Genomic DNA, 25,162 nt, shown 5'->3' with positions numbered 1-25,162 from the left:
AGAAAGCAGTCAAGCGGGTCGGACTGTACCGAGGCGCTACCGCCCGGACGCCGATCCGATCGGGATTTTCTGAGCGTAACACTGGTACCGAAGACCACGCATTGGCGTCGCCAAGGTGAGATACGCATGGTCTTGCCGGCCGCTGAGAGTATCCAGCGGCCGTGGGGACGTCAGGCGGCTTCTTCCCAGTCTCTCGTTTCTTCCGCGGGCATGCGGATCAGGTAGTCGAACGCCGACAACCCTGCTTTCGACCCTTCGCCCATCGCGATCACGATCTGCTTGAACGGCACGGTCGTGGCGTCGCCGGCGGCAAAGATACCGGGCTGCGACGTGTGGCCGCGGTGATCGATCTCGATCTCGCCACGCGGGGTGAGGGCGATCGCATCGCGCAGCCATTCCGTGTTCGGGACGAGGCCGATCTGTACGAAGATGCCCTCCAGTTCGACCTGATGCATCGTGTCGTGATTGCGGTCCCTGTACGAAAGACCGGTCACGCGATCACCGTCGCCGTGGACTTCGGTGGTCAGCGCCGACGTGATGATGCGGACGTTGGACAGGCTTGCCAGCTTGCGCTGAAGCACCGCGTCCGCGCGCAGATCGCTGTCATACTCGACCAGGGTGACGTGCGCGACGATACCCGCAAGATCGATCGCCGCCTCGACGCCCGAATTGCCGCCACCGATGACCGCGACGCGCTTGCCCTTGTACAAGGGACCGTCGCAGTGCGGGCAATAGGCCACGCCCTTGTTCTTGTACGTGTCCTCGCCCGGCACGTTCATCTGGCGCCAGCGGGCACCGGTCGACAGGATGATGGTGCGGGCCTTCAGCGACGCGCCGCTCTCGAACACCACCTCGTGCAGGCCGCCTTCGCTCGCGGCCGGGATCAGCTTGTCGGCACGCTGCAGGTTCATGATGTCGACGTCATAGTCGCGGACATGGCGCTCCAGCTCCGCGGCCAGCTTCGGGCCTTCGGTATGCGGGACGGAGATGAAGTTCTCGATCGCCATCGTGTCGAGCACCTGTCCGCCGAACCGCTCGGCGGCGATACCGGTGCGGATGCCCTTGCGTGCGGTGTAGATCGCCGCAGCGCCGCCGGCGGGTCCGCCACCGATGACGAGCACGTCGAACGCATCCTTCTGCGAGATCTTCTCGGCGATGCGGGCGGTCGCGCCGGTGTCGAGCTTGGCGACGATCTGCTCCAGCTCCATGCGCCCCTGGCCGAACGGCTCGCCGTTGAGGAAGATCGTCGGCACCGCCATGATCTTACGCTCGGTGACTTCGTCCTGGAAAAGCGCGCCATCGATCGCGGTGTGCGTCACGCCGGAATTGAGGACCGCCATCAAATTCAGAGCCTGCACCACGTCGGGGCAATTCTGGCACGACAGCGAGAAATAGGTCTCGAAGTGGAATTTGCCGTCGAGCGCCTGGACCTGCGCGATCAGATCCTGCGCGGCCTTGGACGGATGGCCACCGACCTGAAGCAGCGCCAGCACGAGGCTGGTGAACTCATGGCCCATCGGCATGCCCGCGAAGCGCACGCCGATATCGGTGCCGGCGCGGCGGATCATGAAGCTCGGCTTGCGCTTGTCGTCGGCGGTAACCACCGTGATCTGGTCCGACAGGACAGCGATCTCGTCGATCAGCTCGCCCATCTGGCGGGATTTGGCGTCGTCGCCCAAGCTGGCGACCAGTTCAATGGGCTGGCGGATGTTGACCAGATAGGCCTTCAGCTGCTGCGTCAGATTGGCGTCGAGCATGGGGTAAACTCCAGTTTTCCCAGTGTCTCTGGGTCGTTTTTCTATGTCTAGAACGCGAACGGCCCGGGAGGATGTGCTCGTCCCGGGCCGCCTTCACTCAGTTCCGCAAGGGAGCCGAGAATGTTTAGATCTTGCCGACGAGATCCAGGCTCGGGGCGAGCGTGTCTTCGCCCTCTTCCCACTTGGCAGGGCACACTTCGCCGGGATGGGCTGCGATGTACTGTGCGGCCTTGATCTTGCGGAGCAGTTCGGCGGCGTTGCGGCCGACACCCTCCGACGTGATCTCCATCAGCTGGATGACACCGTCCGGATCGACCACGAACGTGCCGCGATCCGCGAGGCCCTGGCCTTCGCGCAGGACGTCGAAGTTGAGGCTGATGCTGTGGTTCTGGTCGCCCAGCATGTAATAGTTGATCTTGCCGATCGCCGGCGAGGTGTCATGCCATGCCTTGTGGCTGAAATGCGTGTCGGTCGAGACGCTAAACACTTCGACGCCCATCTTCTGCAGGGTCGGGTACACGTCGGCCAGATCCTCGAGCTCGGTCGGGCACACGAACGTGAAGTCCGCCGGGTAGAAGAAGAACACCGCCCACTTGCCGAGCACGTCCGTGTCGCTGACCGATACGAACTTGCCTTCCTTGTACGCCTGGGTGGTGAACGGCTTAATCTTGCTGCCGATAAGGGCCATGCGTCGTCTCCGGTTGATTGCTTCGGACCGGATGTAGGAGCTTTATGCTGCAGTGCAAAATTGATCTGGTTGAGCTGAGTGATCGCCTGAGTCGATCACTCACGGATCTGTTGATGTGGAGGGCGATCAGCCACAGGCGTCGCCGCGTGTCGCGGTCCGACGCACGATCGACCTAGAAGCTTTTGTTTTCGACGATCGTGCTGGTCTTGATCTTGTAGTCGACGCGACGGGCGGGATCGATGGATTGCGTCCAGCTCGCCCCGGCATAGAGGCGCTTGGGCGGCAGCGCGCGGCAGTCCTTGCCGTTGGCATCGCACTGTCGGCCATCATATATCTCGACGTTCGTGCTGCCGGTATTCGCCAGTGCTAGGCTTGCGCCGTTGCGCTGGCCGGTGATCGTGCCGGAAAGGACGGTCGGCCGGACGATTACCAGCATGTCGTATCCGACCAGCACCTTCAGCGCCGAACCGGCCGCCGTGATTTCACCGGTCACGGGTTTTACGGTCACGCGGTAGATCCGGTCGCGGGCGCCGCGGGGAGCGACAGCGGCGATTCGAAGCAACTTGCGCTCGCCCGGCTCCAGGATCATCTTTTGTGGCGTCACCAGCAAACCGGTGACCGCGGGATCCGGGCTGGCCTGTCGCCGCTCTTCCGGCTTACCGGGATCCACGATTTCCGACGGTTCGGCAACGACATACATGCGTTCCTTGCCGGTGTTCGACGCTTCGACGTCGACGCGAGGGGCGGCATTCGGCAGCATGTCGACGACGACCTGACTGAGTACCAGGTCGGCGTAGGCCGGGGTTGCCCAGGTGCCGGCTATCGCAATCGCCGCCGCTACGCCCGCGATCGCCGTTCGTCTGTGCGTGCTCGTCATTTTAGTATCCTTTCGTATCGTCATGGAGTCGGGTCCGCCATCTCGGGACCGGGACGTCGGTGACCGCATCTGAGAGTCCCGAGCGCTGCGTAGCTTTCGGTCGAGGGGGTTGCGGTGACCTGTAGCCGGCACTGCCGCCCGTCGACCGCCTGGACCTTCAACACCGATCGAGAGCCTGCCTCGATCTGGAAATAGCCGTTGTCGTCGGTGTTTCCGATAGCGTCGGACGCGTGGACCGCGGCGTTGGCGACAGGGGTGCCGTCGGCCCAGACGATCCGGCCGAACATCGCCACGACACGCTGCGCCGACCAGCGGACCCGCGCCACTGTGCCCGGATAGACGCTGACCTGGCGGGCGACGCCATCGACCCGCATCAATGCGTCGCCGACGGAGCGCAAGCGCACGGCGTAGCTGCGATAGGATGCGACGGGAACCGACAGTGAACGGCCGGCACGAACGATACCGCGTGTCGTATTGTCGACCAGCACTTCGAACGGAGCGCCGAGCGGCGCACCGTCCGGTTCGCGATCGACCGACACCAGGATCGCGCTATCGCTGCGTTCCAGGCCTTGGAAAACGACGGTTTTCCCGGTGAGTGCAGCGGTGGTTTGGAAACTCAGGCCGTATTGGGTCGCGCCGTTGCTGCCGGTGATCGGCTGCGCCACGTCCGCGTAGATCGTCGCGCTCTTGGCACGCAGATCGGCATGACCGCGCGCGAGGGATCCCGCAACCTCGCGTTCCAGTCCGCCGGAAAGCGCCAGATTACCGCCCAACACGCCCGTTTTCTGCCACGATCCGCCGATGTCACCGACCAGCGCTGCGCCGCTGCCAATGCTGCTGCCCGAAGTCGACCGTCCGCCGAGGCTGGCGGTGAGCGACGAGGTGCCGCGTAGTCGTTGAAAGCTGAGGCCCAGGAACGCCGAGGTGCCGCGGTTCGAGAGCGTCATGTCGCCGCGGAGCATCACTTGCATGCCCGCGCGTTCGATCAGGGGAAAATAGGCGGTCGGGCCGATGCCGTAACTGCGGGCGGCACGCGAATCGCTGCGGTAGAAGCCGCTGATGCCGATCTGCCCCGGGCGTAGCGTGTAGCCGAGCGTCGCATTGGCCTGGGTAAAGCTGCCGGCGGACAATTGCGCGGCGCGATCGATCGTGACGACGTCGTAGCCGCGCTGTTCGCCGACCGGGATCAGGGGACGGTCGCCTGCGCTCCACACGCGTCTTAGGTCGAGGGCATAGCTGAGCGCGGCGGTTCCCGAGGAATAGGTCTGGAACAGCACGCCTAGCTGGCCGCGAACCGAGGCGACTGCGGCCGCACGGATCTGCGCCGCGGTGGTCAACCAATAGCCGCCGACCTCGACCAGCGCCCTGCGGTCGGTACCCATCATCGTCGCGTCGAGCGCCAAATGCGGGGTGAGCCGCCGTGCGACGCCGGCCTCGTAGAACGGCTTGCGCGACACCGCGATCAGCGAGCCGTACCGATCATTCGCCAGCAGACCTGCATAAGCGAAGACGATCGGTTCGCCGACCGCGGCGATCGCAGCGTTCTTCGTGAAGAACCGCCGTTCGTCGCGGCTGGCACCGCCGGCCTCCTGCACGTGCAGAATGACCTCGTACGCGCCGTCCGGCAGTCCGGACGTATCGAGCGCTTGGTTACCAGCGTCATAGATGCGTGAGGTCAGCAGCCGTCCGTCGCGCAGGATGTCGACGCGCGAGCGCAGCGCCAGCGCGACGACCAGCGGGGTGCCGGCGATCGACGTGCGGTCCAACCGCGTGTCGATCTGGCTTTGCATGCCGACGCCGACGAACTTGCGACGGCCCGTCAGGCCGATGCCGGGCGCCCACATCGCACCGGCCGCATAGCGAAGGCCGGGCTTGTCGACCTCGGCGACCAGCGTGTCGGCGATGAGCCCATAGCGCGAGGAGTAGGACAGTTCGCCGCGCAGGCGTCCGTTGCGATAGCCGAGGATCGCGCGGTTCTGGATGGTGTAGTCGGCATCGCCGCCGCTGCCCGCGATCGTGCCACCGAGTTGGTCGACGAGCGACAGGCGGGCATCGGGCGTCGGCAAATACTCGCGCTGTGCGGCCGTTCGGACAGCGAGTTGCCGTGCGTCGATGAACAGGTCCACGCGAAACCGCGCCTCGTCGAAGATCACGCCGGCGACTGCAGGTTTCAGCACGCCACAGGTCCCCGCGTCGGCTTCGGGTGCGCAGATCAGGTCGGCGTTCGTATCGAGATCGGGCGCGGCGAGCGCAGCGCGCACCGCCGCGGGGTCGATCAGGTCGGGGATCCGCCCGAGAACGGTGTCGATATCGAGGAACGTGATCTTGCCCGCGGCATAGCGTACCCGCGTCTGGCCGATCGCGCGGCCCCCGATATAGACGTCCACCACCGCCTCTTGCGGCGTCAACAGCGCATCGAACCCGGCGGGCGTTCCGCCGCTGATCCGCGTGGCGTCGGCGGGCGTTTGGGCGGATACCGCGGTTGGATCGTACAGCGCAAACGCGGCGAGCGTACCGCACCAGGTCCGCGCGGAAGTACGTACGCGCTTCCTCGGGCCGCCGCTATTCGGGTGCGATGACAAGGGTCAGGGTGCCGGAATAGGCGCCAGCCGTCGCTTTGCTCAGTTCCGCCGCGCGCAGCACTATGATGAGACTGGCCGTGTTGCTCAGCAGGCAATTGAGGTTCAGGCCGAGCGCTGCGGTGGTCAGGCCACCGAGCGTCTGGCCGGGAACCAGTGCGGTCCCGGACTGCTGGCCCACAGTGCCGTTCCACTGCACTTCGTATGCCAGCGGCGCGCCGACGCCCGCAAGCGTGAAAAGCCCGCCGCTGCCGCTGCCGCTGGCGCGCACGTTATACCCGCCGAGACCCGTCGTAGAAATGCAGACGTTGCCGCTCTGCCGAATGTCGCTCGTCGTGGTCGTCAACAGACCGAAGCTGAAGTCCGCGAGACGGTCGATCCGCACGCGCTGTGCTTCAGCCGGACCACCGACGAACAGGCCCAGCAGCAATGCGATGCGTGCGCAACGGACGGCGAGGGCGGGGCGCAGGCTCTTCATTCCTCCGCGCCCCGCCGCCCGCCGATCAGATAGGGTTGACCAGCAGCGTCAGCGTGCCCGTGTAAGGCGTCGCCGACGCCATCGTCTCCAGCTGTCCTGGGGCGACCGTCACGATCAGGCTGGCGCTTGATCCGGCTACGGTGCAGCCCGGGAGCGCTGCGTTCGAGACAAAGCTGCTCGACGCGGCGGCCGGCGTCAGTGCGGTGCCCGTCGTCTGCCCGGTCGTCCCAGCCCATTGTACAGCGTAGGAGATCGGCGCGAGTTCCCCGGACGCGAGCGTGAACGCATTGCCGGTACCGCTTCCCGAGGCGGTGATCGTATAGCTCTTAGTCGCCGTGTTGGTCCACACGCACGGGTTTTGCGGACGCGACGCCACGCTGCCCAGCTCGGAATTGGTCAAATCGACGTCTGTCAGGTTGGAGATCTGTACGCGGCTGGGGACCGAGACGCTGATCTGCACGGAGCCCTGAGACGTGGCGCCAAGCGTTCCCTGGGTCGAGGCGTGCGCAGGTGCAGCGATGAGCATCGAGGCAGTGACCAACAGAGCGAAACGCCCCATCGTGGTGCGAAGTATATTCGAAGTGGTTGTGTTGATCATCGGAAGCATCGTCATTCCCTGATTGAGCAAGATGGTTATGCTGCCGAAGGCTGACCCGCAGCATAGCCTGATGACGCTACCGATTTGCAGCGCGATCAACCTGAGTCAGGCTCTTCTCATTTATAGATTAACGATATGTTTATTTCGGACCATGGCGATATCATGGGAACCAAACTATCGAAACCAAAACTGGTCTATAAAGAACTGCACCGAATATGGTTGGCCCTATCGCTCGATCATTGCTGCGAGACTGTAGTGTGACGGGGAGCGGGGGCGAGCCTCTTCGACGTCGAAGCGTTGCCCGTCGGCGGTTGGACTGATCGAGTGCCCGCCGAGACCTTGCAATCCGAGGCGGTGCAATCGGAAGAAGCGATCGGGAGTAAGTGTAGGTGTGCGAACCGTTTCGCATCGCCGCCAACGCTCGGGGCGCAGGCGTTGGGGATCTCGCCTTCATCGTCCGAAGGACTTGGTTTTGAGAATGCCGATCCGAGGCTATCGGAATTGGGTCATCACAATAGCGCTGGATCGTGGTAATGCTGGCGACTCGCCCGCCCGCGGCTTGCTCTGGAAGTGGCGCGATTACGGGAGCTATGGCCTTGGCCAGTGCTAAACCGAGTCGATCGCGCAAATCGGGTTCGAAATACTCTCCACCTCGGAGAATGAACCAAGACGAACGCCGACAGCCGCTCACCGAGACTGTCGGACGACGGTCTCGGTGAGCGGCTGTCGGGTAGCCGTTTTACCGTGATCGATCGCTACGCGCGACCGATCAGCAGATATCAATTATCGCGTTCGGCGCGCTTGCGGTCAGCCTTGCGGGCACGGCTCACCGCGGCAGCATGCTCACGTGCACGCTTTTCCGAAGGCTTCTCGTAATGCCGACGAAGCTTCATCTCGCGATACACGCCTTCGCGTTGCAGCTTCTTTTTTAAAGCGCGGAGGGCTTGGTCAACATTGTTGTCACGGACGATGATCTGCATTCGAATGAGGCTCTCGGCTATCGTGGTGGTCTAGCGGACAGGCCGCTTTATGGCTGACGGGCTGAAAAGCCAAGGTGGAAATGTTCACCCCCTGTCGCAGCGACGTTATTCTCAGGTCTCGGGCGCGATCGTCACACGCAATCCGTCCAACGTATCGGCGAACGGAATCTGGCACGAAAGACGTGAAGTAGGGGTGCGATCATCCAGACCGTCGAGCAGATCCTCTTCGTCGTCGGCGACCGAAGGAAGCAGCGCGGCTTGCGCCGGATCGACGATGATATGGCATGTCGCGCAGGACAGGGAGCCGCCGCAAAGCGCGAGCAACTCGTCCACTCCGCCATCGCGGATGATTTCCATCACCGAAAATCCCGGTTTGCCTGCCAACGTCCGAATATCGCCGTCGCGCATCGTTACGATCAAATCTGCCATGTCTTATCCTGCGGGTAGGGTATCAACGCGGTGTCCTGGAACACCGCGACGGGAAGAATTTCTGGTCTTGGGGAACTGGCGTCGGTGGCGCCGGTGCATCTCGTTTGCATGCCTCATCCGGTCACGCCCTACGAAATAGTCCGCCCCGCCGGGTTCGACCGGGGGGACGGAAGCTATGTCGACCAGATGGCATCCGTTCCAAGTAGCAACGGCATGCAGGCGCACCGAATATCATTGCACGTCATCGACCGGGTTCGATCGTCCCGCTCAACCATCCTGGTTCAATAGTGGAACCTGAACTCGACGCCGACTCGGCGAGGTGTCAGTACGCCGCGCGAGTAATAGCGTTCGACTACGTCGCTACGGACCTGGTTGAACGAGGACCGATCGTTGCTGATCGCCGTCACCGCGTATTTGTCGAAGATGTTGTCGGCGAACAGCCCGACCTCGAACGGCTTGGTGACGTAGTTGAGCGAGGCGCTGTGCGTCACGTAGCCCGGCATCGCCTCGCCATTGCCGCGCAGGCCGACTCGCGAATAGATCTCGCCTCGGTAGATCGTCGCCCACGTCGCCTCGATCTTCCCGCCGTCGCCCAGCGGATAGCTATAGATGAGCCGCGCGCTTCCAGAGTTTTTGGCCGAGCCCGGGAGCCTGTCACCGGAGAAGGCATTGTCGCGCACGCCCTGGCTCACCACCAGCCCGACGACGTCCTCCGTCAGATGCGCGTCGACATAGGAATAGGTGCCCGTAAGCGCGAGGTTCGGCGTGATCTTGACCGTGCCCTGGAAGTCGAACCCCTGCGACACCGCCTGGGCACCGTTGACGGTGATCCCGATCGCGCCGTTGACCGTCTGGCTCGGCACCTGCACGCCCGACCATTTGACATGGTAGCCGTCGACCGTGAGCAGGAGCCGTTTGTCGAACAGGCTGGCGCGGACGCCCAGTTCTATGTTGCGCGTGCGATCGGGGCCGTAGCCCACTTCGTTCGGCAGCGCGCACAGCACCTGCCCACCGGCTGCGGCTCTGGCCAGATCCTCCGGCGTGCAGGCGATGACCTGGTTCACGCCGCCGACGCGGTAGCCCGTCGAATAGGTTGCATAGGCGAGCAAATTGTCGCTGAACTTGTACGAGGTATTGGCCTTCCAGACGATGCCGTCCTTGCCGGTCGAGCCGGGCTTGAACCGGTTCGCGTTGATCGTCGTGGACGGAAAATCGCCGATACCGACGCCGATCAGTGGCAGCGCCGACCCGCCCACGATGGTCGCGTCGTACTTGAAGTAGCGGATGCCACCCGTCACCTGCCACGCGTCGGTCAGGTGAAGCGACGCCTCGCCGTAGAGCGCCTTTTCGACGTTCTTGCTGTTGAGCTTCGAGACATATTCCAGGTCGTCAGGCCGCCCGGCGCCGGCGAAGTCCGAGAAGCCCGGCGTATATTCGTGCCGGTCGCTCGCGTATTTCTGGCGGTTGTAGAATCCGCCGATCACCCAGCTCAGCGGGCCGCCATGCGTGGAAACGAGACGCACTTCCTGGTTGAGCTGCTTATATTTGCGTTCGTTGTTGGCAAAGGACGAGAAGGCGGGAAACGCCTCGTAACCATAATCGAGATCGAGCAGCAGATCGGTATTGTCGTCGACGCTGCTGATATCCTGCTTGGTATAGGCGGTGGTGCTCACCAGCTGGGCGATGCTGCCCAGGTTGATGTTGAACTCCGCCGAGAAGAGGTCTGCGCTGCGATCGACGGGCTCGAGATACCGGAACGGCGCCTCGTACTTACCGGTACCCAGTACGCCGGCGCCGTTCGCCTGGCGGCCGCCGGTCTTGGTCGTCTGGTGCGCGTAGGTCAGGTACGCTTTGATATTGGGGTTGTATTCGAGCAGCAGCTGGTTGCGCGTGGTGAAGGTGTGTTCGTAGTTCACATCCTCCTTGCGCTTGAAGTTCGCGGCGTAATCGGCCGTGGTGCCAAGCGAACCGGTCGAGGTGGCCGTCGCGCGGCCGGGCTGCGGGTCGGAGACGCCCGGCTGCTGCAGGATGTAATTGTAATCGATGAAGCCGGCATTGTCGTAATAGCCGGTCGACGTACGGAAGGCGACGTGATCGGTGATGATCGGCACGTTGATCGCGACGTCGCCGACCCCGCCGAAATCGTCAGAATGCGACTGCGCATAGCCGCGGCCATGGACGTCGATCGAGAGGCGATCGGTCTCGGGACGGTTGGGAATGTAACGGACCGCGCCGGCGAGCGTGCCGAGGCCGTAGAGCGTGCCCTGCGGTCCTTGCAGGACCTCAACCCGGTTGACGTCGATCAGCTTGAAATCGAGGTAGAGCGGGACTTCGCCGAGATACACGCCGACCGAATTGCCGCTGTTAGCGCCGAACACGCTGGTATCCCCCGACGCGATGCCGCGCAGGATGATGCCTCCGGTCGATGCCGGTCCGGTATCGGCTACGGTGACGCCGGGGATGAACGAGGCGAGCGAACGCACGTCGTCGAGCCGCTGCGACTGGATCGTTTCCGCGGACACCGCGCTGATATTGATCGGCGCGTCCTGCAGCGTGGTTCGCCGACGGCTGCCGGTCACGATGATCTCGTTGGACTCGGCCTCTGCGGTTTGCGCCGCGGTGGGAGTTTGTCCTGCGGCGGACATGGGTGGCGCTTGTGGAGCATCCTGCGCCAGCGCCGGAACGCTAGCCGCGCTTGCCAGCGCCGTCGCGCACAATAAACCCGCGCGCGAGAATCGTCCTGCCATTTAAGCCCCCTTGGTACGTAAAACGCTATCGCCTCTCCATGTTCGTCCTATCGGCGTCGGCGCCTCGCTCGGGGCCAATCGCTTATGAGTAGAGTGTGGATATTATCGGCGGACCAACATGGGGCGTTTGACGTAAGCCGGTCGCGCATCCGGACCGAGGCGCTGCGACGACCTACGTCAAACGGCGCATGCCTCGCGCGAGCGTGGGGCGGTATCCGGTCGTCATGGTTCGTCACGCTACTTCTCGCGCGATACGGTTGGCGGTCGGCCTTTCTTGCGCTCTGACGATCATCGCGCCGGCGCAGGCGGAGCGGCAAACGCGGGCCCGACTGGTTTCCTGCGGCGAGAACAGCTGTCTGCGGCTGTCGGGATATCGGACGCGGGCGGACATGGTCGTCAGGATCGGTGAGCATGATCTAACCGTCGAGGGCGACCGTGCGTGGCAGGCTACGGTCCCGCTGGATGTCGCGCGTGCCTGGCCGATTGCTGGGAATTATGCGCTGCGGGTGGCCTTCGTCGATCCCGATGCGGGGACGGAGCGGGTGGAGACGGTGATGCTGCCGCCGGGGTCGCTGGGATCCCGCACCGAAATCGCCTCGTTGATCGTCAGCGCCCGCTGAGGATCGCGTAATTGTCGTGTGCTTGTGATCGTGCCGCGGCAGTCTTACATTATCGTCACCTGATCGCCGGAGAGCGATAGGCCCGCGAACGCAGGAGATGATGATGAAGATTGGCCTGGCGGCATGTGCCGCAATTCTGATGGCGACGCCCGCCATTGCCGCACCCGGCGAAAATCCCTTTTCGGCCGACAGCGCCGTACTCAATCTCAGCGGGATCGATCTCGCGAGTGTCGATGGGCAGGAGCGTCTTGCGATCCGCATGGATAACGTGGCGAACAAAGTCTGCGGCGAGGGACTGAGCTCGATCCATCTGACGCTCGGCGCTCAGGCGCGGGGGTGCCGGGCGGACGTGATCGCCGACATGCGGACGCGGATCGCTACGGCAACGGCGTCGCGTGATTCCGCGCGTGGCATGCAGCTGGCGTCGCGTTGACCGTTTGAATGGAGCATCAACCGGGGCGATCGGCGCCTCGGTTGCTGCTCCGTTAAATGGCGTATGGGCGCCTGGATTGCGGCGCCTACGGTTTGCGCATGAAGCGTGTCATCCTCGAGCGCGACAACGCGGGCTCCGGTCTGCGTCTTGGTGCGCTGACCGCCGTTGCGGCTCTTTTGCTTGGCGCTGCACCATCCGCCACTGGGCCGCGTTTCGCGCACTGGATCGATGGCAGCACGCCAACTGAGCCCAAGACCCAGGTGCAGCGGATCGATGACGATAGCTTCGTCATCCGCCAGTCAGTCAGGACCAATTTCGAGGCACCCTTCCTCTATCTCCTGTTCGGTACCGATCGCGCGCTGCTGATCGACAGCGGCGCGGGCGGGCTGAAGATCCGGCCGACGGTGGACCGGGTGATCGCCGACTGGCGTACACGCCATCAGGGGCGGGCGATCCGACTGGTCGTCGCGCATTCGCATTCGCACGGCGATCATCACGGCGGCGACGAGGAATTTCGCGATCAGCCGGATACCGAACTGGTCGGGCTTCAGCCGCAGCAGGTTGCCGGCTTTTTCGGCATCCGCGACTGGCCGAACGCAATCGGCCGGTACGATCTGGGGCACCGCGTGCTCGATATCGTGCCTACCCCGGGACACGAAACTGCGCACATCATGATCTATGACGCGCGTACGCGCCTGATCTTCTCGGGCGACATGTTGTATCCCGGTAGGCTCTATGTGCCACGCGATCGGTTCGACGTGTTTCGTGCGAGTGCGGTTCGGCTGGTGGACTTTGCAAAAACCCATCCGGTCCGCGCGTTGCTTGGCGCGCATATCGAGATGACGACGACGCCCGGGCAGGATTATCCGATGGAAGCGGCCGCCCATCCGTCGGAGCACGGCCTTGCGCTACCACCGTCGGCGATCAAGGAATTGGAGAAGGCTACGGCTAGGGCGAAGTCACCGCCGCAGATCGATCGCCATGCCGATTTCATCATCTATCCGGTCGCGCCCAAGCCGGTCTGAAGGCCGGTTGAGCGCAACATATTGCGGTCGCTCAGTTTCCGATCGTCTTGGGTTTGCGCCACCACGACATCGTGTGCGCGTCATGCGCCGTCGTCCAAACGCCCGCGCTTGTATAGCGGAGTGCACCGCTGCCGGCGGGGGCACCCATGCGTGCGGTGATGGCAAGCGACGTAGGGTCGATCACCACGAAGGTCTGTCCGGCCGTGGTGCGCAGCCACACCTTGCCGCCACCCGTGTCGATGTCGCCGTATTTCAGCGTCTCGTCCACCTTGACGCGGCCCGAGACCGCAGCGGTTGCCGGATCGATCTTTGCGACGGTGCCGTCACCTTGTTCCTGGACCCATACCGATCCTTCGCCCGCCGCCAGGAAGCCGGGTTCGCGGCCAAGCGCGGTCGTCGCGACGACGGTATTGGTGGCCGGGTCGATCTTCTGCACGCTCTGCTGCGAGCCGCTGACCGCCCAGAGCGACCCCATGCCGAAGGTCAGGTAAAAGCTGTCGGGATTGGTCGGGATCGACGCGGTGACGGAGTTGGTGGCGGGATCGACGCGCGCGACCACGCCCTTGGCGTCGCTTGCCACCCAGATCGATCCGGCGCCGGCGACGACGTTCAGTTCGCCCTTCGGGTTGGCTATCCCGGTCGCGATGACGGCGGTGATCTTCGCGGTCTTCAGGTCGATCCGGTTAAGCGTGAAATCCTTGCAGTCCGCGACCCATAGCGAGTTGAATGCTATCGTCATCGCGCCGCACGGATGGGCCATCGGCACTTCCGCGCGCTTGCCCTTGCGCGACCAACGCTCGACGCGGCCGCTGTTGGTGGCCCATACCGTCTTGCCATCGACCGCGAGGAAGTCCGCGAAGCCTGGCACTGGGATGACCTGTTCGCGCGGGGCGGCAGCCAATGCGGGCGTTACGGCCGCGGCGATGCCGAACATCGCGGCGGCCCATGTCGTTGCAACTATCTTATTCACTCTGTGACTTGCCCCCGTATGTAGTCAGTATCGTTGGTTACGCAGGGACCTCTGCATCGGCATCCGACTGCCGCGCCTTGACGCGGTCGATCAGCGGGCGTGTGGGAAACAGGAATTGTTCCGGGATCGACAGCCGTCGGCGGTCGTCCTGGCCGACCAATTCGGCTTCGCCGCTGCGGTACGTGCCGAAGATGCGATCGAGCAGGATCAGCGAATTGCCGTAATTGCAGCGCGTGTCCTCATAGGCCACCGAATGGTGGAGGCTGTGGTTCTGGATCGTGGTGAAGACGAACGCGTACCAGCGTGGCGGATCGAAGCGCGTGTTGGCATGCGCAAATGTGGAGACCACCGCGAGGATGTTGAGCGCGCAGAAGATCGCGGCCTGCGGCAGGTCGAGCAACGCGACGACGCTGAGGCTGATCAGGAACAGTTCGAGCGGATTGCCGACCGCGCCCTTCATCGCATTGAGCTGCGTCAGGTGATGATGCGGCGCATGCGTCGACCAGAAGAAGGACTGGTTGTGCATCAGGCGGTGCAGCCAATATTGCCCGAACTCGATTAGGACGACGACCAGCGCGACCTGCACCACGAACGGCAGGTGCATCGCCCAAGGTGTCGCGATGCCGAGCGCACGTTTGGCGGCCATCATCGGCTCGTCGGCGAAGGTCTTCGTTGCCCAGGCGATCATGGTGTAGCTGAGCACGACGTAGAAGACGTCTGTGAAGAACTCCTGCCGGGTCAGGCGCCAGCTCGAATGCCGCTCCTTGACCCATTCCAGCGCCTGGATCAGCGCGGTGGTCGTCAGGGTCGCGACCACGATCGACCAGGGGTTGCTGATCCAGTCCGCCGGTCCGAATGCCCAGAACAGGATGATGGCCGCGACCATCACGGGCTGCACATAGCTCAGAAGCACTTTCTGCATCGTGACTTTCTGCATCGGATCGCACCTGATTGGGTTGGCGGTGAATGCGACCGCGCTGCGTTGTGACGTTAGGATGGGACGGCTTGCGTCGCAGGTGTGCGAATGACGTACGCCGGCGGCAAGTCGACGGTGATTCCGTGACGCTCCAGGAAGTCGCGCGCGGGCGCCAGCGCGTCGGCGTGGAGACGCCAGCGATCGATCGAGTCCCGGTAGAGCGGCCGGCGGACCTGCGCGGCGCTAGGTGTCGAGACCGGCGCAGTGTTGGTATGGAAATCGAGACAGGCGTCCGACCATTCCAGTCCGCAATGGTTGAGCAGGCGGGCGGTTTCCTCTCGCTGGTTGTCGACGAGAGTCTCATACTGGAGTTCGAGCACGCGGCCAGGCAGCACCTCGCGCCACAGCGCCATCATGCGGTCGAAGCGTTGGTAATAGGCGGCAATGTCGAGCAGGTCGTAGCTGTAGTCGTAATAGCGCGAGCCGATCGCGAACAGGTTGCGGAAATTGGCGAGGATCGTGTCCATCGGATTGCGCCGAAGGCAGACGATCTTCGCGTTGGGCAGCGCGCGGGCGATCACGCCGACATAGAGGAAATTACCGGGAAATTTGTCGACGACGCGCGGTTTCGTACCGGAGGCGTGGGACGCGGCGCGAGCGAGATAGTCGCGGCCGATCGCGCCGAGGTTTGCGCTGGCGGCAGCGCGGATCGTCTCGGGGTCGAGTACGGTTCGGCTGCGTGTTTCTGCGGCGGCTTTTACGGCTAGCGGCATGGATTGGAGTTCGCCGGCGCTCTCGACCTCGGGGTGCGATGACAGGATGCGGTCGACCAGTGTGGTGCCGGTGCGCGGCATGCCGACGATGAAGATCGGCGATGCAGGTGATGGGTTCGCGACCCGGGCCTTCGCGATCGTCGGCCAGCAGGCCTCGACCGCGTCGAAATTGGCGGCGTCGTCGGCGAAGCGATACGGCAGCGTGGCGCGGTGCTCGGCGTTGGTCTCGGTGAGGATGGCGAACGCGGCGTGCGGATCGGCGAGGTCGTCGATCTCCTTGGCGAGCGCATAGCCCAGCAGCAGGCGATCATGCGGTGACCGCGTCGTCTTGCGGACTGCGGAGAGTCGGTCGACATGGTTGCGGTCGGGTGTCTGGCGGCGCAATCCGGCCAGCAGATGGTGCGCGCGGGCATCGGTCGGGTTCAAGGCGAGCAGGTCTTCCAACGCCTGTTCCGCTTCGCCCTGCCGCCCGAGGAAGCTCAGCGCCGCGGCTTGGTTGTAGCGGAACGCGGTGTTGGCGGGCGCTCGTCGCACGGCTTCGCTGAAGTGGGGAAGCGAGGCGGCATGATCGCCCAGCCGCGCGTAAACGCAGCCCATCGTGTCGCGTCCGAGCGGATCGGTCGGCGGTGAGAGCTCGGCTGCGGCCAGCGCCGATGCAGCGTCCGCGTCACGCCGGACGAGCGTGTAGAGTCGCGCGAGTTGGGCTTGGTATTCGCCGTGCCCGTCGAGCGCGACCGCTGTCTCGATCAGGTCGATCGCGATGCGTATCTTGCCGAGTTCCGCCGCGCTGATCCCGGCGAGGAAATGCGCTTCGGCTGCGTCTGGCACTTCCGTGCGCCAGCGGGTTGCGGCGGCGAGAGCGCCCTCGTTGTCGCCCCGCGCGAGTGCCGCTCGGATAGCTGTGGCGCGGGTGGCCTCCATGCTCCCTCGACCTATCGCGTCAGCGTGGTGACGGCGATCGCCGTCGCGGACGCACGGTTCTCTACGCCCATCTTCTCGAAGATCTGTTCGAGATGCTTGTTCACGGTGCGCGGACTGATCTCCAGGATCTCGCTCACCTCGCGGTTCTGCTTGCCGCGGCTGATCCAGAGCAGGACTTCCGCCTCGCGCGAGGTGAGGCCGTGCTGGGCGGCCAGCATCGCCTGTTCCTCGCCTTCGTGGCGCTCGGTCAGGCGAAACACCCACTGGTCCGCGGCGGTGTTGCGCAGCAGGCCTGCTTCCAGCGTGCGATCGCCGGCATCGACCGTGATGAAGGCGCCCGGCATCGGCGGGCGCGCCTGCAACACGCTGAGCGCCGCGAGGAAGGGCTCGGGCAGCCCGCCGGACGCGCAGGACCAGCCGGGAAACAGCCGTTCCAGCATCGCGCTAGCGGCCGGGGTCAGCCATTGGGGTTCGCCGCTCCCGTCGACAGCCAGCGCGGGCCGGCCGCTCATGTCGAGCGCGAGCTGACTGCCGTGCGCGACGCGCGCCGTTGCCAGGTGAACCCGGATGCGCGCGAGAAGCTCCTCGATCACGATCGGCTTGCTGACGAAGTCGATCCCGCCAGCATTGAGCCCGCGGACGACATGCTCGGTCTCGGTCAGCCCGGTCATGAAGATGATCGGCAGATGCTGGAACGCCGGAATGGCCTTGATCCGCAGAGTGGTTTCGAACCCGTCAAGATTGGGCATCACCGCGTCCATCAGGATCAGGTCGGGCGTGATGTTCTTCAACAGCGCGAGCGCGGCGAGCCCGTCGATCGCGATCAGGACGGTCATCCCAGCGCTTTCGATGGTCGTGGTCAGGAACCGCAACGCCTCGGGCGTGTCGTCGACGATCAGGATGACCGGCCGTGCCGCGTCTGCGGGATCAACGCGCTGCATCGTCGAGCGTCTTTTGGAGTGAGGCGAGATCGAGGTCGCTCGACTGGCGCCGGAGCACCGCGATCAAGGGGGCGGCGGTCGGTATCGTCTGCTCGAACATATCGAGTGCGTTTTCCAACCCGCGGAGGTGACCGATCTTCGCGAGGTCCCGCAGGCGATCGAGGAAGGGCAAGGCCGCCGCGGGTAGGGGGGCGGATTCCGCGGGCGTCTCGGGTATGTCGGGGACCGCTGCCTCGTCCCAGCGCAAGTCGAGCTGCGTGCCGATCAGCGTGATCAGCGCGTCGAGTTCGACCGGCTTCGTCACGAACGCATTATGGTTGCCGCGGCTCTCGCCCCCGATGTGGAGTTCATGCACGTCGGCGGACACCATCACGATCCGCAGCGCTGCGCCATGCGTCGCTCGCAGCCGGGCCGCGACCTCCCATCCGTTCATTCCCGGCATCTGGATGTCGAGCAGCACGATATCGGCGGGGATGCGTTCGGCCAGCAGGAGCCCGTCCGTTCCATTCGCGGCGGTATGCACGACGAAGCCCAGCGCGGCGAGCAGCGCCTGGAGGATGGCACGTTGTGCGGGATCATCGTCGATCACGAGCACGGTCCGCAGGGGCCCCGCATAGCCGGTGATCCTTGCCCCCTGCACGGGCGCGCGCGATGCGACCATCGGGGCGGGCAGCATGATGCGGAAGCGGAAACTGCTTCCGACTCCCGGCGTGCTTTCCACGGCGATGTCGCCGCCCAGTACGCTGGCAAGCACGCGTGTGATGGCGAGGCCCAGGCCGATGCCGGGCTGACTTTGCGCCTCCGCGGAGTTGCCGCGCTCGAACGGTTCGAACACGCGCTCGAGGTCGCCCGCGGCGATGCCGATGCCGGTGTCGCGGACCTCGATATCGGCGACCTGGCTGCGGTAGCCGACCTTGACGGCGACGCTGCCCGACTGCGTGTATTTGATCGCGTTGGAGACGAGGTTGATGAGGATCTGGCGCAGGCGCTTTTCGTCCGTCTTCACCTGCGCGGGCAGCCGGTCGTCGATTTCGAGCGTCAGCGCCAAGCCCTTGGCGGCGGCCTGCATCCGGAACATGTCGACGATGTGGTCGAACAGCGGGCGGATGTCGATCAGGTCCGAGCGGATCGTCAGGACGCCGCTCTCGATCCGCGAGATTTCGAGCAGTCCTTCGACGAGATTGGTGACGTGTTCGGCGGAGCGACGGATGATCGTCCCGACTTCCGCGCCCGACAGCGTGTCGTCGCGCTCCAGCAACTGCGCGTAGCCGTAGATGACGTTGAGGGGCGAACGGATCTCATGGCTGACCGCGACGAGGTAGCGGGTCTTCGCCTCGTTGGCGGCTTCGGCCGTGACCTTGGCGCGCTGAAGCTCGGCCAGGGTTGCCGCATGGGATGCGTTCGCTGCGGTCATGAGCCGCTTGGACGGGAGAGCGTGGCGATATAGGCGCGCCAGCCGCCCAGCGCGGTGATGTCCTCGGCGCCGACGATCGCGCGCGGCTCGGCGACGAAGCCCTTGACGACCGATCCGTCGGCGAGCGTCACCGAGCCGATCGCAAGCGGCGCTGGGACCTCGACGACGAAGCTGCCGAAGGCGGCAACGTCGAGCTCGTACACTTCCACCGCGATCGCGGCACCGTCCTCGTCGCCGACATAGATCAGCGCAGGCTTGGGCGGTGTGGAGTTGGCCATCGCGTATAGCCGATAGGTCGACGCGGTGGTTGTGGTACTGACCAGCCGCGCTTCACGGGAGGTAAGCTGCCAGTGGAGCGGCATGCCTTCGAGATGCGCGCCGACGACGGCGAGTTTCACGGTTTCCATACTATCCTCGATGTTGAGTGGCGGGGGTGGGGGAAGCGCGGCGGCGGCGAGATAGGCCTCGCCGACGTCGAGCAGTCCCTGATCGGTCCAGGCGGGCGCGATCAGCGTGATGCCGAAACCGGTCCCGTTTTCGCGCCAGCCGGCAGGAAGGGCGAGCGCGGCCATGTCGAGCAGGTTGACGAAATTGGTATAGAGCCCGAGGTTGCTGTTGAGCGCGATCGGCGCCGCGCGCATCTCGGCGATCCGGTAGATCGTCGGCGTGGTCGGCAGCGCGAGCAGGTCGATATCCTGCCACATCGCTTCGGCGATCCGCTGAAGCGCGGCGAGCCGATACTGGCCCTCGAACACGTCTACGCCACTGACGGAACGTCCGGCTTCCATGATCGAGCGCACCGTCGGGTCGATCGCCTCGGGGTGCGTATCGAGCAGCGGTTGGGCTGCGGCGGTGCGTTCCGCCACCCAGGGGCCGCCGTAGAGCAGCATCGCCGCCTCGCGGAGTGGGGCCATGTCCACCTCGACCAGTTCGGCACCGCCCGCGGCCAATGTTGCCAGTGCCTGTTCGTACAGGCGGGCGGCGGTGGCATCGCCGAGAAAGATACGCTGGTCGGGCGTGGGGACGCCGATCCGACGGGTGGCGACGGGGCGGTCCTCACGCGGGCGGGAATAGGGATCGGCGGCGTCAAAGCCGGCCAGCACGGTGTCGATCGCGCGGGCGTCGACTGTCGAGTGCGCGAGCACGGTGATGCAGTCGAGCGTGCGACATGCGGGCACCAGGCCGGTGGTACTCCAGCGGCCTTTGGTCGGTTTCATGCCAATCAACCCGTTGAACGCGGCGGGGACGCGACCCGATCCTGCGGTATCCGTGCCGAGTGCGAACGCCACCAATCCAGCCGCGACCGCGACCGCCGAGCCGGAGCTTGATCCGCCGCTGACATAGGCTCGGTTGAACACGCAGGCTGGCGCGCCATAGGGGCTGCGGGTGCCGTTCAGCCCGGTGGCGAACTGGTCGAGGTTGGTCTTGCCCATCGGGATCGCGCCCGCGGCGATCAGGCGTTCGACTACGCTCGCCGAGACGGACGGCGTATAGGCGAAGTCGGGGCACGCGGCCGTGGTCGGCACGCCGGCGAGATCGATGTTGTCCTTGATCGCGAACGGCACCCCGGCAAGCGGCAGCACCTTGCCCGCGGCGATCTGTGCATCGACGCGGCGTGCGTATGCCAGGACATCGGCGTCGGCGATGCGGGTGATCCACACCGCGGGCTGGATCGCGGCATAGGCTTCGATCCGTGCGAGCGCGGCTTGGGCGACGCTGACCGCATCGGTGCGCCCGGACGAGACGGCGGCGGCGATTGCGCCGACTTCGAACGGCCCGTCCATCATGCCACCTCCACTGCGAGCATCGCGCCGCCGGGCGAGAGCGGTTGCCGTTCCTGGACGTAGATGCGGCGTATCGTACCGGTAACGGGGCTGATCACGGGCGATTCCATCTTCATCGCCTCGATGATGCCGATTGTGTCGCCCTCCGTCACTTCGGCCCCTACGGCGACCAGTAGTTTCCACAGGCTGCCGCCGAACGGGGCCTCCACCAGTTCGCAGCCTTCGGGCAGGTCGATCTCGGCGGTGCCGGCACCAGCGTCCGCTTCCTCGGTCAACGCTGCGACCCGGTCGAATTCGCCGTTGCGCTCCCAGTCGGCGCGCTCCTCGTCGAAGGCCGCCTGGCGCTGTGCCTGGAATGCGGTGATCGACGGCGCGTTGTCGGCAAGGAAGGTGCGATATTCAGTGAGGCGGAACACCTCCTCCTCGATCCGGATCGCGCGCCGTCCGAGCGGGAAATCGCGGCGCCACTCGGTCAGTTCGTCATGGCTGACCGGGAAGAAACGGATGCGGTCGAAGAAGCGTAGCAGCCACGGCTTGCCGTCTCGAAACGCATCGGTCTGCCGCCAGGCGTTCCAGACTTGGATGGTGCGGCCGAACAGCTGGTATCCGCCGGGCCCTTCCATGCCGTAGATGCACATGTACGCGCCACCGATGCCGACGACGTTGGGCGGCGTCCAGGTGCGCGCGGGATTGTATTTGGTGGTGACGAGGCGGTGCCGCGGATCGATCGGGGTCGCGACCGGCGCGCCGAGATAGACGTCGCCGAGGCCCATTACGAGATACTCGGCGTCGAATACGATACGCTGGACGTCGTCGATGCTGTCGAGCCCGTTCACGCGGCGGATGAACTCGATATTGTCAGGGCACCATGGCGCGTCGTCGCGCACCGATTCCATGTATTTGTCGATCGTCTGGTAGATCGCCGGGTCTTTCCACGACAACGGCAGATAGACGACGCGCGAGGGGATCTCGAAATCGTCGAGGCCACCGAGCCGCTCCTCGGCCTCGGCGAGCGCATCAAGCAAAGCGGCCTGCGAAAGCTGGCGGCTGTCGTAATGGATCTGGAGCGAACGGATGCCCGGGGTCACGTCGATGATACCGGCGAGCGCGGCCTTTTCGACTTCGAGCATCAGCGCGTGAACGCGGAGCCGGAGTTCGAGATCGAGCATGATCGGGCCGTATTCGACCAGCAGGTTGCGATCGCCCTGCTGGCGATAGGTAACCGCCGGACGTACGCCCTGCGCTTCGATCGCGCGCAGGATCGGCGAGCCGAGATGGTCGCTCGCCTCCACCGGCGCGAGCGGGGCGGAGAGCGTGGCGACGAGCCGGTCCTGCGCCTGCTCGGCCGCTACCGCGGTCGCATTGTCGATCGGTGCGAAGCGGACGCTGTCGCCCGGTGCGAGCTGGCCGACCTTCCACAGGTCCGCCTGAGCGACCACGAACGGACAGACGAAGCCGCCGAGCGAGGGACCGTCGGGGCCGAGGATGATCGGCATGTCGCCGGTGAAGTCGACCGCGCCGATCGCATAGGCGTTGTCGTGGATGTTCGACGGGTGGAGTCCTGCCTCGCCGCCGTCCTTGCGTGCCCATTGCGGCTTTGGCCCAAGCAGGCGGATGCCGGTGCGGTTGGAGTTGTAGTGCACCTTCCACGCCGTGCTGCGCAGCATCGCGATGTCGTCGGGGGTGAAGAAATCGGGTGCGCCGTGTGGACCGTAGAGGACGGCGAGCGTCCATTCGCGGGTGATCGCGGGGCGGTCGGCTAGCGCGAGCGTTGCTGCCGGTACGCTGGGAGGATCGGTTCGGGCCAGATGCAGCGTGTCGCCGGTCATCACCGCGCGCCCGGCGTGGCCGCCGAACTCGCCGAGCGTGAAGGCGCTGCGGCTGCCGAGGAACAGCGGCACGTCGAGCCCGCCGGCGATCGAGATATAGCCGCGCATGCCGCCACCGGTGACGCGCCCGATCTTGAGGATCTGGCCTGCTGCGATGTCGATCGGTTCGTAGGATGACACTGGCGTGCCATCGACGGCCGCACCGAAATCGGCGCCGGTCAGGCAGATCCGGGTGGCGACGTTGAAGAGCAATGTCGGCCCGGCAGCGGTGATCTCGAGTCCCGCCGTGTCTTCCGCGTTGCCGAGCAGCCGGTTGCCGAGGCGGAAGGCGAGTGCGTCTATCGGTCCCGAGGGCGGCACGCCGACATCCCACAGGCCGAGTCGGCCGGGATAGTCCTGGACCGTGGTGGAGGCGCCGCCCGCCAACACGCGGATCGACCGCGGCGTGTAGGCGATGTCGGCGAGCGCACGGGTGGAGACTTCGCCACTGGTGAAGACGGGCGATCGCACCACGGTACGCAGCCAGTCGAGGTTGGTCTCGATCCCGGCGATCATGGTGTGGTCGAGCGCGTCCTGCATCGCCTGTACCGCGGCGTCGCGAGTCGGCGCGGTGACGATCAGCTTGGCGAGCATGGGGTCGTACCAGCTCGACACTTCGGTGCCGGCGGCGATCCAGCTGTCGATGCGCGGGCCTTCGGGGAAGGATACGCCGACCAGCCGGCCCGAGCTGGGCCGGTAATCCTGCGCGGGATCCTCGGCATAGAGGCGGACCTGGATCGATGCGCCGACCGGCTTCGCCTCGAAACCGTCGAGGAAGGCGAAGTCGTCGGCCGCGCCGCGCACCATCCATTCGACGAGGTCGACGCCGGTGACCTGTTCGGTGACGCCGTGTTCGACCTGGAGCCGAGTGTTGACCTCGAGGAAGAAGAAGTCGTCGCGTTCGGCATCGTAGAGGAATTCTACCGTGCCTGCCGAGCGGTAAGCGGCGGCGGCGGTGAGCCGGACCGCGGCGTCGATCAGCGCCTGGCGCGTCGCTGCGGGGAGCAGCGGGGCGGGGGTTTCCTCGACGACCTTCTGGTTTCGGCGTTGGAGCGAGCAATCGCGTTCGCCGAGCGCTACGACGTGACCTGCGCCGTCGCCGAACACCTGCACTTCGATGTGTCGCGCGCGGGCGACGTAGCGTTCGAGGAATACGCCGCCGTCGCCGAAATTGCCTGCGCCGAGGCGGGCTACGGTCGCGAAACCATCGCGGATATCGGCTTCGTCGGCACAGACCTTCATCCCGATGCCGCCGCCGCCAGCGGTTGCCTTCAGGATCACGGGATAGCCGATCCGCTTTGCCGCCTCGACCGCGGCGGCTTCGTCATGGAGCAGGTCGGTGCCGGGTGCGAGCGGCACGCCCTGCGCGGCGGCGAGATCGCGGGCAGTGTGCTTCAAACCGAAGGCGCGAATGTTGTCGGGGGTCGGACCGATGAACGCGATGCCGCGCGCGGCGCATGCCTCGGCGAAGGCGGTGTTTTCCGAGAGGAAGCCGTAGCCGGGGTGGATCGCCTCGGCGCCAGTTGCCTCCGCGGCGGCCAGGATCGCCTCGACGTTCAAATAGCTTTCCGCGGCCGGCGCGGGGCCGATCCGAACAGCCTGGTCGGCCTGGGCGACATGCGCGGAGCCGGCATCGGCGTCGCTGAATACCGCGACGGAGCCGACCCCCATCGTCTTCAGCGTGCGGATGATGCGGCAGGCTATCGCGCCGCGATTGGCGATCAGGACCTTCCTGAACATCACGCCGACACCTGCATGCGCACGGGCGTCGGGTTGAAGCCGTTGCAGGGATTGTTGATCTGGGGGCAGTTGGACACGACCACGATGACGTCCATTTCCGCGCGCAGGTCGACCGTAAGCCCGGGCGCGGAAATGCCGTCGACGATGCCGAGCGTGCCGTCCGCCTCGACCGGCACGTTCATGAAGAAGTTGATGTTCGACACCATGTCGCGCTTGCCGCGGCCGGCGCGGATATTGGCGTCGAGGAAATTGTCGACGCAGCTATGCTGGGCCTTCGTATGGTGGCCGTAGCGCAGTGTGTTGGACTCGCACGAGCAGGCGCCACCGATCGTGTCGTGATAGGCGACGCTGGTGCCGGTGATCGTCATCATCGGCCGACCTTCGTTGGACAGCAGCACTGCGCATTCGCGGAGGAACAGGTTGCGCTGTGCCGCGATCGTGTCCTGCGCGCTGTACCGCTCGGAATCGTCGTCGGCGGCGTACATCAGGAAATCGACCGCCTGATTGCCTTCGAGATCGACGATGCGCAGCGTTTCACCAGCGGCGACGCGGTGCATCCAGGGTGCGCGGGCAGGAACGATCTCGTCGTGGCGGATGGTACCGGGGAGGGGGGAAGTGGTCATG

General features: G+C 65.1%; 20 protein-coding genes. 3 read left to right on the top strand and 17 right to left on the bottom strand.

Going from position 1 to position 25,162, the window contains the following annotated elements; all coding sequences use genetic code 11:
• Nucleotides 1-170: 170 nt before the first annotated feature.
• The 9 genes from ahpF to QFZ54_RS06015 form a co-directional block, all read right to left on the bottom strand.
• Complete coding sequence (gene ahpF / locus QFZ54_RS06055) at nucleotides 171-1,757, bottom strand: alkyl hydroperoxide reductase subunit F (RefSeq protein ID WP_307085406.1); 1,587 nt, start codon at nucleotides 1,755-1,757, stop codon at nucleotides 171-173.
• 124 nt (nucleotides 1,758-1,881) lie between these two features.
• Entirely contained in the window at nucleotides 1,882-2,445 is a 564-nt protein-coding gene (ahpC, locus tag QFZ54_RS06050; RefSeq protein ID WP_307085404.1) for an alkyl hydroperoxide reductase subunit C, read from the bottom strand.
• A gap of 172 nt (nucleotides 2,446-2,617) precedes the next feature.
• A complete protein-coding gene (locus QFZ54_RS06045; RefSeq protein WP_307085402.1) occupies nucleotides 2,618-3,322 on the bottom strand; it encodes a fimbrial biogenesis chaperone in 705 nt (234 codons plus the stop codon).
• 20 nt (nucleotides 3,323-3,342) lie between these two features.
• A complete protein-coding gene (locus QFZ54_RS06040) occupies nucleotides 3,343-5,904 on the bottom strand; it encodes a TcfC E-set like domain-containing protein (RefSeq protein ID WP_307085401.1) in 2,562 nt (853 codons plus the stop codon).
• Nucleotides 5,885-6,379 carry a hypothetical protein gene (locus tag QFZ54_RS06035; protein WP_307085399.1) on the bottom strand — a complete coding sequence of 165 codons (495 nt, stop codon included), beginning with the start codon at nucleotides 6,377-6,379 and terminating at the stop codon, nucleotides 5,885-5,887. Before QFZ54_RS06035 ends, QFZ54_RS06040 begins: the two co-directional genes overlap by 20 nt.
• Nucleotides 6,380-6,404: 25 nt before the next feature.
• Nucleotides 6,405-6,977: a hypothetical protein gene (locus tag QFZ54_RS06030; protein WP_307085397.1), complete on the bottom strand. Its 573-nt coding sequence runs from the start codon at nucleotides 6,975-6,977 to the stop codon at nucleotides 6,405-6,407.
• A gap of 779 nt (nucleotides 6,978-7,756) precedes the next feature.
• A complete protein-coding gene (gene rpsU / locus QFZ54_RS06025) occupies nucleotides 7,757-7,957 on the bottom strand; it encodes a 30S ribosomal protein S21 (RefSeq protein ID WP_031393196.1) in 201 nt (66 codons plus the stop codon).
• A 111-nt stretch (nucleotides 7,958-8,068) separates the two neighbouring features.
• The gene (locus tag QFZ54_RS06020; protein WP_307085386.1) at nucleotides 8,069-8,386 is read right to left on the bottom strand and encodes a 2Fe-2S iron-sulfur cluster-binding protein; all 318 of its coding nucleotides are present in this window, start codon (nucleotides 8,384-8,386) and stop codon (nucleotides 8,069-8,071) included.
• A gap of 281 nt (nucleotides 8,387-8,667) precedes the next feature.
• A complete protein-coding gene (locus QFZ54_RS06015) occupies nucleotides 8,668-11,133 on the bottom strand; it encodes a TonB-dependent receptor (protein WP_307085384.1) in 2,466 nt (821 codons plus the stop codon).
• Between the two features lie 257 nt (nucleotides 11,134-11,390).
• On the opposite strand from QFZ54_RS06015, the gene QFZ54_RS06010 reads away from it, so the two are divergent.
• The 3 genes from QFZ54_RS06010 to QFZ54_RS06000 all read left to right on the top strand — a co-directional run bounded on the left by QFZ54_RS06010 (nucleotide 11,391) and on the right by QFZ54_RS06000 (nucleotide 13,211).
• Nucleotides 11,391-11,753, top strand: coding sequence for a hypothetical protein (locus QFZ54_RS06010; protein WP_307085383.1), 363 nt, complete (start codon nucleotides 11,391-11,393; stop codon nucleotides 11,751-11,753).
• Between the two features lie 103 nt (nucleotides 11,754-11,856).
• Nucleotides 11,857-12,186 carry a UrcA family protein gene (locus QFZ54_RS06005; RefSeq protein ID WP_307085381.1) on the top strand — a complete coding sequence of 110 codons (330 nt, stop codon included), beginning with the start codon at nucleotides 11,857-11,859 and terminating at the stop codon, nucleotides 12,184-12,186.
• A 98-nt stretch (nucleotides 12,187-12,284) separates the two neighbouring features.
• The gene (locus QFZ54_RS06000) at nucleotides 12,285-13,211 is read left to right on the top strand and encodes an MBL fold metallo-hydrolase (protein WP_307085378.1); all 927 of its coding nucleotides are present in this window, start codon (nucleotides 12,285-12,287) and stop codon (nucleotides 13,209-13,211) included.
• Between the two features lie 31 nt (nucleotides 13,212-13,242).
• On the opposite strand, the gene QFZ54_RS05995 is transcribed toward QFZ54_RS06000, so the two are convergent.
• From QFZ54_RS05995 to QFZ54_RS05960, 8 genes are all read right to left on the bottom strand, one after another.
• Nucleotides 13,243-14,145, bottom strand: coding sequence for a Vgb family protein (locus QFZ54_RS05995; protein WP_307089291.1), 903 nt, complete (start codon nucleotides 14,143-14,145; stop codon nucleotides 13,243-13,245).
• A 73-nt stretch (nucleotides 14,146-14,218) separates the two neighbouring features.
• On the bottom strand, nucleotides 14,219-15,118 hold the full coding sequence (locus tag QFZ54_RS05990) for a sterol desaturase family protein (protein WP_307085376.1): 900 nt from the start codon (nucleotides 15,116-15,118) through the stop codon (nucleotides 14,219-14,221).
• Between the two features lie 53 nt (nucleotides 15,119-15,171).
• On the bottom strand, nucleotides 15,172-16,791 hold the full coding sequence (locus tag QFZ54_RS05985; protein ID WP_307085374.1) for a tetratricopeptide repeat-containing sulfotransferase family protein: 1,620 nt from the start codon (nucleotides 16,789-16,791) through the stop codon (nucleotides 15,172-15,174).
• Between the two features lie 11 nt (nucleotides 16,792-16,802).
• Nucleotides 16,803-17,732, bottom strand: a complete 930-nt coding sequence (locus QFZ54_RS05980) for a response regulator transcription factor (protein WP_307085371.1) — start codon at nucleotides 17,730-17,732, stop codon at nucleotides 16,803-16,805.
• Entirely contained in the window at nucleotides 17,719-19,146 is a 1,428-nt protein-coding gene (locus tag QFZ54_RS05975) for a hybrid sensor histidine kinase/response regulator (RefSeq protein WP_307085370.1), read from the bottom strand. Before QFZ54_RS05975 ends, QFZ54_RS05980 begins: the two co-directional genes overlap by 14 nt.
• Nucleotides 19,143-20,933 (bottom strand): allophanate hydrolase, encoded by a 1,791-nt coding sequence (gene atzF, locus QFZ54_RS05970; RefSeq protein ID WP_307085368.1) that lies wholly within the window; start codon nucleotides 20,931-20,933, stop codon nucleotides 19,143-19,145. Before atzF ends, QFZ54_RS05975 begins: the two co-directional genes overlap by 4 nt.
• Complete coding sequence (gene uca / locus QFZ54_RS05965) at nucleotides 20,930-24,538, bottom strand: urea carboxylase (RefSeq protein WP_373458455.1); 3,609 nt, start codon at nucleotides 24,536-24,538, stop codon at nucleotides 20,930-20,932. The genes atzF and uca overlap by 4 nt, the downstream gene beginning before the upstream one ends.
• The gene (locus QFZ54_RS05960; RefSeq protein ID WP_307085365.1) at nucleotides 24,538-25,161 is read right to left on the bottom strand and encodes an urea amidolyase associated protein UAAP2; all 624 of its coding nucleotides are present in this window, start codon (nucleotides 25,159-25,161) and stop codon (nucleotides 24,538-24,540) included. The genes uca and QFZ54_RS05960 overlap by 1 nt, the downstream gene beginning before the upstream one ends.
• Between the last annotated feature and the right edge of the window lies 1 nt (nucleotide 25,162).

It is taken from the genome of Sphingomonas faeni (genome assembly GCF_030817315.1).
Taxonomy (GTDB): domain Bacteria; phylum Pseudomonadota; class Alphaproteobacteria; order Sphingomonadales; family Sphingomonadaceae; genus Sphingomonas; species Sphingomonas faeni_C.
The sequence above is the reverse complement of the archived record's forward strand: the minus strand, read 5'-3'. Positions and strand labels throughout refer to the sequence as shown.

Coding starts and splice junctions, on each gene's coding strand:
- QFZ54_RS05985 (WP_307085374.1), bottom strand. CDS start 16,791: ATGGAGGCCACCCGCGCCACAGCTATCCGAGCGGCACTCGCGCGGGGC.
- ahpF (WP_307085406.1), bottom strand. CDS start 1,757: ATGCTCGACGCCAATCTGACGCAGCAGCTGAAGGCCTATCTGGTCAAC.
- QFZ54_RS05990 (WP_307085376.1), bottom strand. CDS start 15,118: ATGCAGAAAGTCACGATGCAGAAAGTGCTTCTGAGCTATGTGCAGCCC.
- atzF (WP_307085368.1), bottom strand. CDS start 20,933: ATGATGGACGGGCCGTTCGAAGTCGGCGCAATCGCCGCCGCCGTCTCG.
- uca (WP_373458455.1), bottom strand. CDS start 24,538: ATGTTCAGGAAGGTCCTGATCGCCAATCGCGGCGCGATAGCCTGCCGC.
- QFZ54_RS05975 (WP_307085370.1), bottom strand. CDS start 19,146: ATGACCGCAGCGAACGCATCCCATGCGGCAACCCTGGCCGAGCTTCAG.
- ahpC (WP_307085404.1), bottom strand. CDS start 2,445: ATGGCCCTTATCGGCAGCAAGATTAAGCCGTTCACCACCCAGGCGTAC.
- QFZ54_RS06015 (WP_307085384.1), bottom strand. CDS start 11,133: ATGGCAGGACGATTCTCGCGCGCGGGTTTATTGTGCGCGACGGCGCTG.
- QFZ54_RS05995 (WP_307089291.1), bottom strand. CDS start 14,145: ATGTTCGGCATCGCCGCGGCCGTAACGCCCGCATTGGCTGCCGCCCCG.
- QFZ54_RS05960 (WP_307085365.1), bottom strand. CDS start 25,161: ATGACCACTTCCCCCCTCCCCGGTACCATCCGCCACGACGAGATCGTT.
- QFZ54_RS06045 (WP_307085402.1), bottom strand. CDS start 3,322: ATGACGAGCACGCACAGACGAACGGCGATCGCGGGCGTAGCGGCGGCG.
- QFZ54_RS06035 (WP_307085399.1), bottom strand. CDS start 6,379: ATGAAGAGCCTGCGCCCCGCCCTCGCCGTCCGTTGCGCACGCATCGCA.
- rpsU (WP_031393196.1), bottom strand. CDS start 7,957: ATGCAGATCATCGTCCGTGACAACAATGTTGACCAAGCCCTCCGCGCT.
- QFZ54_RS06020 (WP_307085386.1), bottom strand. CDS start 8,386: ATGGCAGATTTGATCGTAACGATGCGCGACGGCGATATTCGGACGTTG.
- QFZ54_RS06030 (WP_307085397.1), bottom strand. CDS start 6,977: ATGATCAACACAACCACTTCGAATATACTTCGCACCACGATGGGGCGT.
- QFZ54_RS06005 (WP_307085381.1), top strand. CDS start 11,857: ATGAAGATTGGCCTGGCGGCATGTGCCGCAATTCTGATGGCGACGCCC.
- QFZ54_RS05980 (WP_307085371.1), bottom strand. CDS start 17,732: ATGCAGCGCGTTGATCCCGCAGACGCGGCACGGCCGGTCATCCTGATC.
- QFZ54_RS06000 (WP_307085378.1), top strand. CDS start 12,285: ATGAAGCGTGTCATCCTCGAGCGCGACAACGCGGGCTCCGGTCTGCGT.